The sequence below is a fragment of the Actinoplanes sp. NPDC019969 genome (assembly GCF_055562375.1).
The window spans coordinates 344,548-355,889 of sequence record NZ_JBVHFK010000013.1 but is presented as its reverse complement, the minus strand read 5'-3'; the positions used below and the strand labels follow the sequence as shown (position 1 = coordinate 355,889).

Here is an 11,342-nt window from a genome sequence, read left to right as displayed (position 1 = left end):
CGGCGTTGAACGAGGAGATGACCGAGCATCTCGGTCATGAGAAGAACCAGGCCGGTCAGGATCGCGAGTCGACAAATGTGCGTAACGGCGCCCGGTCGAAGACGGTGGTGTCGGACGCGGCCGGTGAAGTCTTGATTGCTGTTCCCCGTGATCGCGAAGGAACCTTTGAACCGAAAATTGTGAAGAAGCGGCAGCGCCGGCTCGGCGAGGTCGACGAAATGGTGTTGTCGTTGTACGCGAAAGGATTGACCACCGGGGAGATCTCGGCGCATTTCGCGGAGATCTATGGTGCGTCGGTTTCGAAAGAGACCGTCTCGCGGATCACTGACACGGTGGTAGCGGAGATGACGGAATGGTCGTCGCGGCCGCTGGACGCCGTGTACGTCGCCGTGTTCATCGACGCCATCGTCGTCAAGGTCAGGGACGGTCAGGTCGCGAACCGGCCTGTCTACGCGGCGATCGGAGTCACCGTGGACGGCCGCAAGGACGTCCTGGGGCTGTGGGCAGGCAGCGGCGGTGAAGGCGCGAAGTTCTGGATGAGCGTGCTGGTCGACTTGAAGAACCGGGGCGTTCAAGACGTGTTCTTCCTCGTCTGTGACGGGCTGAAAGGGCTTCCCGGCGTGGTCGAGAGCGTGTGGCCGCTGACCACCGTTCAAACCTGCATCATTCATTTGATCCGCAATACGTTCCGGTTGACGTCTCGCGCGGACAGCGACGCGATCAAACGAGACATCAAACTGATTTACACGGCACCGAACGCGGACGCCGCATCGGCTGCACTTGACGAACTGGACGAGAGATGGGGAACCAAATACCGGGCGATGATCCGGTTGTGGCGTAACGCGTGGAACGAATTCATTCCTTTCCTCGACTACGACGTCGAGATCCGCACGGTGATCTGTTCCACCAACGCCATCGAATCACTGAACGCCCGCTACCGCCGCGCCATCCGGGCCCGCGGGCATTTCCCGACCGAACAAGCCGCGATGAAATGCCTGTACCTTGTAACTCGCAGCCTGGATCCCACCGGGGCCGGCCGCACCCGATGGACGATGCGTTGGAAGCCGGTACTCAACGCCTTCGCCATCACCTTCGGTGACCGCTGGCCGGCCGCCGAGAACTACTGACCGAACGCCAGAAACACCGTTCGCGTTACGGACCCAGGGTGGGTGCCGGGGCTGTGGAAGGGAGTGTGGGCTGAGACGGTCGGGAAGGGAAGCCGGATGAGAAGGGCGAAGCGGCGGACGAGAGGTTCGGGAAAAGGCGCGGGACCGGCCGCCGCACGTCAGGATGCAACGGAGACGATGGCAGCGGCTGGACGGAGTAGACGACGCATGACTTCGATTCCGAGTGAGATGTGGGAGAACCTGCGGTCGCACGCCAGGGTGGCGATGGGCAAGGCGTACGCGCCCTACTCCCGCTTCCCGGTAGGGGTGGCGGCGCTCGTCGACGACGGCCGGATCGTGACCGGTGCGAACGTCGAGAACGCCTCCTACGGCCTGGGCCTGTGCGCCGAGTGTTCGCTGATCTCCGATCTGATCATGACGGGTGGCGGCACGCTCGTCGCGTTCACCTGCGTGGACGGGGACGGGAACACGCTGATGCCGTGCGGCAGGTGCCGGCAGTTGCTGTACGAGCACTCCGCGCCTGGCATGCTCCTCGACACGGTCAGCGGTATCCGGACCGTCGAGGACGTGCTCCCGGACGCTTTCGGCCCGCGTACCCTGCGCGCGTATCAGGAATCCCACTGACGGGAAGGGACGCGGCATGGACGCCGGCACCGAGGAGCTACGTGACGCGCACGACGTGCTGTCCGAGTGGTACGCGGCGCACCTGCCCGGTGTGCTGGAGAGCATGCCGGTGGAGCGGGCGATGCTGGACCTGTTCGCCGAGGTGACGGCGGCGGTGGGCACGGAGGTCGCGGATGTGCGCGCGCTGCCGTTCCCGGACGGGTCGCCGGCGGGCGTGGTGTGCTGGTTCTCGCTGATCTATCTGGCGCCGGGGTCCCGCGCCCGGGCGTTCGCCGAGCTGGCCCGCGTGCTGCGGCCGGGCGGTCACCTGGTCGCGGCGTTCAAGCACGGCGACGGTACGGTCCACCGGAACCCGCCCGGCAGCCGGGTCGCCGCCATGGGCCTCGACTTCGACCGTTACTGGCTGTCACCGGCGGAGATGACCGACCGCTTCACCGCCGCCGGTTTCACCACGGTGTTCCAGGGTGCCACCCCGCCGGAGGGCGACGAGCCGGCGTACGGCTACATGCTGGTTAAGAGGCGGTAGCCGAGCAGCAGGCGGGTGCCGGTCCTGTCGCTGGTGACGTCCACGCTGCTGCAGGCCCGGCGGATGAGGAGCAGGCCGCCGTCGGCCGCGCCTCCGCCGGTCATGCCGGGGCCGTGGTCGGTGATCTCGCACCACAGCCGGTCGTCCTTCCGCCACATCAGCAGTTGGCCGTGCCCGTGACCGTGGCACACGGCGTTGGCCATCGCCTCGTGCACGGCGAGCACGAGCAGCGGGAGCTCGTTGTCGGGGAGGCCGTGAGCGGCGCCGAACGAGCCGGCCCGCAGGCGTGCCCGGCGCAGGGTGGCCTGGTTGAACCAGCGCAGCAGTGGAGCCTCCGGTGTGTCCGGGGTCCCGATGAGGTCGCCGATGCGCCCGGCGGTGAAGGCGTCGCCCAGGCGCATCCGGTGGCGCCGCAGGGTGAGCAGTTCGGTGGCCGCGGCGGTGAACGTGGCCGCGCTGTGCCCGGTGCCGGCCCAGTCGCCGGCGGTGCGCCGGTAGAGGCCGACGGCGCCGTGGTGGCGTACGCCGCCGGCGTGCAACGGCACGGCGTGCACGGCGCGGATCCCGGCGTTCAGGGCGGCCGCGGTGAAGCGTGGCCACCGCCGCGACCACACGGCGGCGGTCAGATCGGCGGCGCGGACCGGCTCGCCCGTGGCGGCGTCGTGGCACGGTCCCTCGCCGAGGTCGTCCTGGGTGGCTTCGAGCCGGGCGCTGGTCGTGTCGCTGCCGAACAGCGTCCGCGGGGTACGCCCGGCCGGGCCGGCGGACACCCCGATCCCGTCGGCGCCGGCGACGAGGGCGAGGCCGGCCCGGCACAGGGTGCTCAGGTCGGGCCCGTAGCCGGCGATCAGGTCGAACACGCGCTCGTGGTGGCCGGCCTGGCGGCGCACGTCAGTCACGGTGCCATTAGGTCATCCCGTACGGGGGACCGTGCAGTTGATCTCTTTCGATGTTCGCCTGGTGGGGTATAGCGTTCAGAAAACGCACCGTCGCCGGCGGGAGGACGGTCATGGTCACGGTGGAACGAGCCACGGTCGACATCTCCGATCCCGAACGTGCCCACGAGCTGCTCAGCGACACCTATGTCGACCATCGGTACCGCATCGTCCGGACGGCTCCCGGCTTCACGTACCGGTCCCACTCGGCGCGCGCGGGCGAGCTGGCCATCGACCGCATGGTCCACACCGGGCCCACGGAGACCTTCTCCGCGCCGGTCGAGGGGCGCGCCTGGGTGATCACCCTGCTCGGCGGCCGGTTCACCATCGGGGACGGGCGCGAGGAGCGCCGCCTGGTCAAGGGTGACAGCATGCGCCAGTCCTTCGGCGACCGGCCGACCGCCGCCTGGGAGGCGGTGAACAGCCAGATCATCCAATACCCGTACGCGGCGGTGACCCGTCTCGCCCGCCAGCTCGGGGTCGAGCCCGCGGCGTTGCGTTTCGACGGCACCGCGCCGGTGTCGGCGGCGATGAACCGGCACTGGCTGGCCACCGCCGCCCACGTGGCGCGCAGTTTCGCCGGCCCGGACCCGGCTGTCGCGCATCCGCTGCTGCTGGGCAGCATGATCCACAGCGTCGCCGCGGCCATGCTGACGGTCTTCCCGAACACGACCATGGGCATCGACTACGTCGCCGGGCCGGGCCGGGTTCCGCCGAGTGTGGTGCGGCGGGCGGTGACCTTCATCGACGCGCACGCCGGTGAGCCGATCACCCTCGACGACGTGGCCAGGGCTGCCGGGATCGGCGTGCGCGGGCTGCAGGCCGCGTTCGCCCGTCACCGCGACACCAGCCCCACCGGTTATCTGCGCCGGGTCCGCCTGGAACGCGCCCACCGGGACCTTCAGGCGGGCGACCACACCCGCGGCGACACGGTCGCCGCCATCGCCCGCAGGTGGGGGTTCACCTCCCCCGGCCGGTTCGCCGCCGACTACCGCGCCGTCTTCGGCCGCTCACCCGGTCACACGCTGCGCACCTGAACGGAGGGCACGATCGTGCACGCCCCCAGGACCACGACGTTCACGCTCACCGACGCGGATGCCATCGAACAGTTCTACCAGGACGCCTACGGCGACCTCCGGATCCGGAGCGACGAACACCCCGGCCTGCGGTATCGCGGGACCGCCACCGCGCAGTTCACGCTGGACAGCATGGACCAGTCGGCGGTCCTCGACTTCGCGATCGAGCCGCTGCACAAGATCGTGGTGTCCCGGATGGCCACCGCCCGGATCCGGCACACCAGCCACGACGCCGAACGCCGTTTCCGCGCCGGTGACGTCTTCCTCGGCGCCTACCCGGACCGCCCGTACTCCGCGCACGTGCTGCCCGGCACGCTGACCAACTGCATCCTGGACCCGGCCCTGCTGACCCGGGTGGCGGCCGTCGCTCCGGGCCGCCGCGCCGCGGCCCTGGAGTTCACTGATCTCGACCCGGTCACCCCCGCCGCCGCCGCACAGTGGTGGCGCACCCGATGCCACGTCGCGGACCTGCTCGGCAACACCGAGGCGGCGGCCTTCCCGCTCCTGATCGGCACTGCGGCCCAGCTGCTGGCCACCGTGACGCTGATGACCTTCCCCAACACGGCCCTGACCGACCCCACCATCGAAGATCGGCACGACGCCGCTCCCGCGACCCTGCGCCGTGCCGTCGCGTTCATCGACGAGCACGCCACGGCGGACATCAGCGTCGCCGACATCGCCGCGGCCTGCCACGTCAGCATCCGCGCCGTGCAGCTGACCTTCCGCCGCCACCTCGGCATCACCCCGACGGCGTACCTCCGCCGGGCCCGTCTCGATCAGGTGCACCGTGCTCTCGCCACCGCCGATCCGGCCGGCACCACCGTGGCCGCGGTCGCCGCCCGGTTCGGTTTCGTCAACCACAGCCGGTTCACCGCGACCTACCGTGCCACCTACGGCGTGCTGCCTAGTCACACTCTCCGTGGTGACGGCTGACCGCACCGGCGGCGGAGGGGTGCCGCTTCTGCTCCCGATCGGCCCATCGCCGGACCCGTTCCGGATCGAGCCGCCCGCCGTGCCCGGCGTGGATCGCGACCGGGTCGAGGGCCAGCATCGCGCGCAGGCTGGCCAGGTTGGCGGCCGGGTCGTCGTGGAACGGCGGGTTGGCCGGCCGCCCGGTGATCGAGCCCATGAACGGGCTGGCGATGAGGTCGCCGGCCACCAGGTCGCCGTCGTCGGTCAGCACCGACACCGATCCGGCGGTGTGGCCGGGGGTGGGCATGATCCGGGCGGCGACCCCGAGGTCGTCGAGGCGGTGCGGGCCGTCCAGGATCAGGTCCGGTTCGACCGGGTGGGTGGCGCGGTGCAGCGCGGGCAGGCGGCTGAGCAGGGCGCCGAACGGGCCGGTCGGCCGGTACGGCTCGCGGGCCCGGCCGGCCCGGTACGGCTCGAGGTCGGCGCGGTGGGCGGCGATCGGCGCTCCGGTGAGCCGGCGCACGTGGGCCGCGGCGCCGAAGTGGTCGATGTGGGCATGGGTGAGCACGATCAGCGCCAGGTCGGCGGGGTCGACGCCGTGCGCGGCGATGCCGTCGACGATGCGCCGGCCGGTGCCGGGGATCCCGGCGTCGACCAGGATCGGCCGGCGCCCGAGCAGCAGATAGGCGTTGATGGAGTGCCGCCCGGCGACGGGTATGGCACGAACGGTGACAGGCATGGGTTCTCCTCAGGCCGGGGCCCGTAGCAGCAGTCGGATGTCGGTCTTGGCGAGCAGCACCACGTCGGGGTCGTCGTGCGCCTTGGCCAGCAGTGCCAGCCCCTGCATCAGCGCGAGGACGCGCAGCGCGGCCTGCCCCGGGTCGGCGCCGGCCGGCACGTCGCCGCGCTCGGCCGCCTCGCGGACCGCGGCCGCGAAGTAGCGGGTCCAGCCGGCCAGCACCCGGGCGGCCCGGGCCCGGCCGTCCGGGCCGTGCCCGGCGACCTCGGTGGCCAGGCCGCCGAGGGGGCAGCCGGGGGTGGCGCCGAACCGTTCCCGCATGGCCGTGAGCATCCGCACGAATCCGTCGACGAACCGGTCGATGCGCTCCAGCGGCGGCACGTCGCCGGCGAACGCCTCCTCCAGCAGGGCGTGCATCAGGTCCCAGTTGTGGTCGAGGATCGCTCCGCCGAGCGCCTCCTTGGACGGGAAGAAGTGGTAGAGGCTGCCCTTGTGGACGCCGGCGGCCTTGCAGACGTCCTCGGTGCTGACCTGCGCCAGTGACGCCCCGTGCACCAGATCGCGTGCCACCGCGACGATCCGTTCCCGCGTGTCCCGCGCCACTTCACACCCCTCTCGAACTTGACCGACCAGTCAACCCTAGGACTCTATTGACTGATCAGTCAAGAAATAGTTATGCCCATGAAAGGGGCAAGAGGGACGTGCGATCAACGTGGTGGGTCGACGACGAACCGGACCTGCGGTTCCTGGCACGGCGGATCCTCACCCGCGCCGGGCACCAGGTCGTCGAGGCCGGCAACGGGGCGCTCGCCCTCGACGCCGTCCGGCAGATCCGCCCGGACCTGGTGGTGACCGACGTGATGATGCCGGTGATGGACGGCGTCGAGTTCATGCGCCTGCTGCGGTCCGACCCGGCGACCGCCTCGATCCCGATCCTGTCGGTCAGCTCGGACTGGCGGCTCGCCGTCGACGCCGACGCCGCCCTGGCGAAGCCCTACGAGCGCGCCGATCTGGTCGCGGTCACCGAACGCCTGCTCCGGGAAGGACGTGCCGAACCGTGACGTACCGGAGCACCGGCCAGCCGGACCTCGACCTGATCCTCGGCGGCGGCCTGCGCGAGGGCTCGGTGGTGGTCCTGGCCGGCCCGCCGGGCACCGGCAAGACCGTTCTGGCGCAGCAGATCTGTTTCGCGGCCGCCACCACCGACCGCAAGGCCGTCTACTACACGACCCTGTCCGAGCCGCACGCCAAGCTCGTCGAGCACCTGCGCCACTTCTCCTTCTTCGACCCGGAGGCGCTGGGTTCCCGGGTCGAGTACGTGCATCTCGGCGACATGCTGCGCGACCGCGGGGCCACCCACCTCGACCCGCTGATCAACGAGGTGGTGCGCAAGGCCGTCGAGGACGAGCCGGCGATCCTGGTCATCGACAGCACCATGATGCTGCGGGACTTGGTCAGCGACCAGGCGCTGCGCACCGCGCTCTACGACCTGACCAGCCGGGTCGCGCACAGCGGCGCCGTGCTGCTGCTCGGCGAGTACACCGACGAGGACATGTCGTCCACCGTCGAGTTCTCCCTGGCCGACGGCATCGTCCTGCTGTCGCATCAGGTCCGGGAGCCGGTCGACCGGCGCGGCCTGCGGGTCGCCAAGATGCGCGGCACCGGCCCGCTCGGCGGGCTGCACACCATGCACATCACCGATGACGGCGTACGCGTCTACCCCCGCATCGAATCGTTCCTGCCCACCGACATGCCCGGCCGCGGCGCCCGGGTCACCTCCGGCATCCGCGGCCTGGACGACCTGATGGGCGGTGGCATCCCCGACGGCGACGGCACCGTCGTGCTCGGCCCGACCGGCGTCGGCAAGACCATCGGCTGCCTGGGCTTCCTCGCCGAGGGGCTGGCCCGCGGCGAACGCTGCCTCTACGTCACCTTCCAGGACACCCTCGACGAGCTGCAGGAGATGGCATCCCGGTTCGGCTGGGACTTCCGGTCCGCCCGCGAGCGCGAGCAGCTGATCATCGCCCATGTCCCGGTCGGCGCGCTCGACCTCGATCTCGACGTCCTCGCCTCGATCATCCGGCACAGCCTGGAGGACGGCTCGATCCGCCGGGTCGTCATCGACAGCCTGGCCGAGATGGCCCACGCCGCCCGCGAGGCGCAACGGTTCCCGGCGTACCTCCGCAGCATGCTCGGCGTCGTCCGTGCCGCCGGCGCGTCACTCTGGGTGACCAGCGAGACGCAGTTGTTCGGCCAGGTCGAGGACCCGCTGACCGGCCTCATGTACTGTTCCACAACGTCGTCCAGGTCCGCTACCTGGAACACTGCGCCGAGATGGGCCGCTTCCTCAACGTCGTCAAGATGCGCAACAGCCGCCACGACAACGCCATGTACCGCTGCCACATCCACGACGACGGCGGCCTCGTGGTCGGCGACCGCCTGGAACGCGCCACCGGCCTCCTCGGCTGGAGCGCCCCACGGGACTGCCCGCCAAACCTTTGAGGGGGTACGGGCCACGCAACGCCCCGTGACCCCCGGTGGCTGCGGCAGGCGTTCCCTTCCGATCGTCCCCGGCTGCTACTCATGCATGCCCGTCGCGGTCACCCCGGCGACCAGCGCCCCGGCGCTGCCCGCCACCGGGAACTCGATCGCGGCGTTCCCGGACCGGACGGTCAGCATCTCCACCCCCCGGTACCGCTCGTGCGGCCGCGCGCTGACCTCGGTGATCCGCGCCCGGGGCAGCACCGTCCGGGCCAGCGACAGATCGTCCCCGGCCGGCGTGAACCAGTCCCGCCGGTGGATCACCTGCACCTCCCGGTCGTCGGCCACGACGATCGACGCGTGCAGCACGAGCGGCCACAGCTTCCGGTGGAGCCGCTCGCCCAGGCCGACCGGCGTCACCACCTGCCGCCCGGCCACGTGGACCAGCCGCAGCCACGGCTCGGCCCGGATCAGATGACGGAAGTCGGTCACCAGTCCGGTGTCCTCCCGGCCCAGCCACGCCTCGATCCGCTCCGGCTCCGCGCTTGTCGTCGCCGCTCCCGGCAGATACCGCTCCCGCACCAGCCGGACCAGGTTCCGGATCGGCGCGTTCGCCGACCCGTTGTAGGTGACCGTGTGCGCCGATCCGTCCACCGCGTGGATGGTCAGCCGCCCGTCGAGCAGCCGAACACTCTCCTGGATCGCCACCACCTGATCGAGCGGCAGCCGCGCCGTCCGGTACGTCTCCCCGGTCCGCCGGAGCACCGTGATCGTCTCCGTGTCGAGGGCGATCAGGTAGTCGTACAGATGCATGCCCGGGTCGGCGTTGCGCCGTTCGATGTCCCGCGGCACCTTCAGCACGAGCCGGAACGCCGCCGGGTCGAGGCCCGCGCCCCGGTAGAGCCGCGGCAGATCGTCGACGCCGTGCACCTCGTCGATCCACGGCCCGAAGGCATCGAACTCCCTGGTGCTGATCATCCGGCCGCCCCCCACGTGACATTGTCGGCGCGAATCGTAGACCTCGTCGCACCACCGCCGAGCCGGCATCCCGCTGCTGAGCGCGGTTTCCGGCACCGCCCCGCTCTACCCCGTAACTCAGCACCCCCGCCCTCCCTCCCGCCAGGAATTCGCGTGGCGGCGGCGCGGCCGCCGACCCTATGGTTGGCGCATGCCGGAACCCGTCGAAATGCCCGTTACCGCCCGCCGCGCCAGAGCCTCGGCCGGGTCCCCGCCCGTCGCCGTCGCGGTCGACCTGGGCAGCAGCACCGCCGGCATCTGGGCCACCGATCGCGGGATCGTCAGCGGCCCCAGCGGCCGCGGCCCGGTCCGCCGTGGCCGGGTCGCCGACGTCGCCGCCTGCACGGACCTGCTGACCGGGCTCGTCCGCCGGTACCCGCAGCCGCTCCCCGGCGCCGACATGGTCGTCGCCTGCCGCCCGGTGCTCTCCACCGAGACCGACGAGAAGCTGATGCGCCGCGTCCTGGACAGCGCCTTCGCACCGCGCCGGATCATGTTCATCGACACCGTGCGCGCCGCCGCGATCGGTTCCGGCGCGGCCACCGGCGTGCTGCTGATCGCCGACGTCGGAACCCGTATCACCGAGACCGCCCTGCTCGATCACGGCCGTGTCGTCGCGGCCCACCGCGCCGACATCGGCACCGGTGACCTCGGCGGCAACCTGACCGCCGGCCTGCTGGCCGACGTCGTCGCCCGGCACGTCACCGCCCTGGCGGCCACCGACGCCGACGGCCTGGACCTGGCGCGTGGACGGGGCCTGCTGCTGACCGGCGACGGCGCCCTGCACCCGGACCTGCCCAGGGCCCTGACCGCCGTCCTGGACCTGGAGATCCACCGAGCCGCCGACCCGCGCACCGCGGCCCTGCACGGCGCGGGCCTCGCCGCCACGTCGGCGCTCCGGCATCCCGCCCTGTCCTGACATGACACGTACGCTTGCCGCCGTGGATCGATCCGGGTCCACGACGACGAGCCGCTGGAGGGCCGCGTGCCGCAACCGACCATCTACGACAGCCCGATCGCCGATCTGCACGGCAAGCCGCTCGACCTCACCGGGTTCCGTGGCACCACCGTCCTGATCGTCAACGTGGCCTCGCGGTGCGGGCTGACCCCGCAGTACGCGACTCTGGAGAAGGTGCACGCCCGCTACGCCGACCGCGGATTCACCGTGCTCGGCGTGCCGTGCAACCAGTTCGGCGGCCAGGAGCCGGGCACCGCCGACGAGATCGCGGAGTTCTGCAGCGCGACCTACGGCGTGACGTTCCCGATGACCGAGAAGATCGAGGTGAACGGCGCCGGGCGGCACCCGCTGTACCAGCTGCTCACCGCCGAGTCCGACGCGGACGGCCACACCGGCGACATCCGGTGGAACTTCGAGAAGTTCCTGGTCGGCCCGGACGGCACGGTCCGCGCCCGGTTCTCCCCGCAGACCGCCCCGGACGCACCCGAACTCACCACGGCGATCGAGGCGGCCCTGCCGGCCTGATCCGGCGGGGATCCCCGGCTGCGGGCGCCGTGATCAGCGGCGCCCGCGCCCTTTCCAGCGACCACGCACCGACCTGCGCAAAAGGTTTACGACGCGGGTGAACCTCCGTAGCACATCGTTCATTTCCCGGGTTGACGACCCGATGCCCCGCCATGGCTAGCATCGATTTCCGTAAGCGCGACTACGCGCTACCTGGCCGGCCTGAACGTTTCGAAAGTACCGGCCGGAAACGGTGCTGGACGCTGCCGAGACCATTCTTTGCTTCGCCTGGTCGACGCATTCCCGCGCCATCGGCAAAGGGGGGAAAATGAACCGCACGCTCGAACGACTCGCCATGACCGGTCTCCTGACCGGCGCCCTGCTGGCGCACCGTCACGGCGAGCTGCAAGGGCAGCGGCACCTTCACGTACCGCACCCTGGTC

13 protein-coding genes are annotated in these 11,342 nt (G+C 71.0%); 9 read left to right on the top strand and 4 right to left on the bottom strand.

Annotated features, from left to right (window positions below):
* The 3 genes from ACZ3II_RS34765 to ACZ3II_RS34755 all read left to right on the top strand — a co-directional run.
* Positions 1–1,127: IS256 family transposase (locus tag ACZ3II_RS34765; RefSeq protein ID WP_465523348.1), on the top strand; the 1,127-nt coding region annotated here is incomplete at its 5' end.
* 207 nt (positions 1,128–1,334) lie between these two features.
* Positions 1,335–1,751 carry a cytidine deaminase gene (locus ACZ3II_RS34760; protein WP_465523346.1) on the top strand — a complete coding sequence of 139 codons (417 nt, stop codon included), beginning with the start codon at positions 1,335–1,337 and terminating at the stop codon, positions 1,749–1,751.
* A 16-nt stretch (positions 1,752–1,767) separates the two neighbouring features.
* Positions 1,768–2,277 carry a class I SAM-dependent methyltransferase gene (locus ACZ3II_RS34755; RefSeq protein WP_465523344.1) on the top strand — a complete coding sequence of 170 codons (510 nt, stop codon included), beginning with the start codon at positions 1,768–1,770 and terminating at the stop codon, positions 2,275–2,277.
* On the opposite strand, the gene ACZ3II_RS34750 is transcribed toward ACZ3II_RS34755, so the two are convergent.
* Positions 2,253–3,176 (bottom strand): ATP-binding protein, encoded by a 924-nt coding sequence (locus ACZ3II_RS34750; protein WP_465523342.1) that lies wholly within the window; start codon positions 3,174–3,176, stop codon positions 2,253–2,255. The genes ACZ3II_RS34755 and ACZ3II_RS34750 overlap by 25 nt on opposite strands.
* Positions 3,177–3,286: 110 nt before the next feature.
* Between ACZ3II_RS34750 and ACZ3II_RS34745 the strand changes: the two genes are divergently transcribed.
* The gene (locus ACZ3II_RS34745) at positions 3,287–4,249 is read left to right on the top strand and encodes an AraC family transcriptional regulator (protein ID WP_465523340.1); all 963 of its coding nucleotides are present in this window, start codon (positions 3,287–3,289) and stop codon (positions 4,247–4,249) included.
* Between the two features lie 15 nt (positions 4,250–4,264).
* Positions 4,265–5,221, top strand: coding sequence for a helix-turn-helix transcriptional regulator (locus ACZ3II_RS34740; protein WP_465523338.1), 957 nt, complete (start codon positions 4,265–4,267; stop codon positions 5,219–5,221).
* Here the strand turns inward: ACZ3II_RS34740 and ACZ3II_RS34735 are convergent.
* Both ACZ3II_RS34735 and ACZ3II_RS34730 read right to left on the bottom strand, forming a co-directional pair.
* On the bottom strand, positions 5,193–5,939 hold the full coding sequence (locus ACZ3II_RS34735; protein WP_465523336.1) for an MBL fold metallo-hydrolase: 747 nt from the start codon (positions 5,937–5,939) through the stop codon (positions 5,193–5,195). The genes ACZ3II_RS34740 and ACZ3II_RS34735 overlap by 29 nt on opposite strands.
* A 9-nt stretch (positions 5,940–5,948) precedes the next feature.
* Positions 5,949–6,542 carry a TetR/AcrR family transcriptional regulator gene (locus ACZ3II_RS34730; RefSeq protein WP_465523334.1) on the bottom strand — a complete coding sequence of 198 codons (594 nt, stop codon included), beginning with the start codon at positions 6,540–6,542 and terminating at the stop codon, positions 5,949–5,951.
* 98 nt (positions 6,543–6,640) lie between these two features.
* On the opposite strand from ACZ3II_RS34730, the gene ACZ3II_RS34725 reads away from it, so the two are divergent.
* From ACZ3II_RS34725 to ACZ3II_RS34710, 4 genes are all read left to right on the top strand, one after another.
* Complete coding sequence (locus ACZ3II_RS34725) at positions 6,641–7,000, top strand: response regulator (RefSeq protein WP_465523332.1); 360 nt, start codon at positions 6,641–6,643, stop codon at positions 6,998–7,000.
* A complete protein-coding gene (locus ACZ3II_RS34720; RefSeq protein WP_465523330.1) occupies positions 6,997–8,898 on the top strand; it encodes an RAD55 family ATPase in 1,902 nt (633 codons plus the stop codon). The genes ACZ3II_RS34725 and ACZ3II_RS34720 overlap by 4 nt, the downstream gene beginning before the upstream one ends.
* Positions 8,899–9,588: 690 nt before the next feature.
* Positions 9,589–10,356 carry a rod shape-determining protein gene (locus ACZ3II_RS34715; protein ID WP_465523328.1) on the top strand — a complete coding sequence of 256 codons (768 nt, stop codon included), beginning with the start codon at positions 9,589–9,591 and terminating at the stop codon, positions 10,354–10,356.
* Positions 10,357–10,422: 66 nt separating this feature from the next.
* Positions 10,423–10,920 (top strand): glutathione peroxidase, encoded by a 498-nt coding sequence (locus tag ACZ3II_RS34710; protein WP_465523326.1) that lies wholly within the window; start codon positions 10,423–10,425, stop codon positions 10,918–10,920.
* Between the two features lie 181 nt (positions 10,921–11,101).
* Here ACZ3II_RS34710 and ACZ3II_RS34705 read toward each other — a convergent pair whose 3' ends face one another.
* Positions 11,102–11,326: a hypothetical protein gene (locus ACZ3II_RS34705; protein WP_465523324.1), complete on the bottom strand. Its 225-nt coding sequence runs from the start codon at positions 11,324–11,326 to the stop codon at positions 11,102–11,104.
* Between the last annotated feature and the right edge of the window lie 16 nt (positions 11,327–11,342).